This window comes from Odoribacter sp. N54.MGS-14 (assembly GCF_000980295.1).
Lineage (GTDB): Bacteria > Bacteroidota > Bacteroidia > Bacteroidales > Marinifilaceae > Odoribacter > Odoribacter splanchnicus.
Genome location: NZ_LARL01000202.1, coordinates 1 through 246 on the forward strand (window position 1 = coordinate 1; position 246 = coordinate 246).

General features: G+C 47.2%; 2 tRNA genes. Both read right to left on the reverse strand.

Annotated elements, in window-relative coordinates:
• Positions 1-3 precede the first annotated feature (3 nt).
• A tRNA-Ala gene (locus WS42_RS15120) sits at positions 4-77 on the reverse strand.
• A gap of 17 nt (positions 78-94) precedes the next feature.
• A tRNA-Ile gene (locus WS42_RS15125) sits at positions 95-168 on the reverse strand.
• Between the last annotated feature and the right edge of the window lie 78 nt (positions 169-246).

Consider the following 246-nt stretch of genomic DNA (forward strand, 5'->3'; position numbering starts at 1 on the left):
GAGTGGAGAATAACGGATTCGAACCGTTGACCCTCTGCGTGCAAGGCAGATGCTCTAGCCAGCTGAGCTAATCCCCCGAACTTGATTCCGTTCGTAGTCCCAGGCAGAGTTGAACTGCCGACCTCTACATTATCAGTGTAGCGCTCTAACCAACTGAGCTATAGGACTAAGTTCAACCTAGTCTGTTTAATTAGACCCGGCTTCTTACTTTCTCTCTTCCGTATCATTACGGAATCATATCTTGAA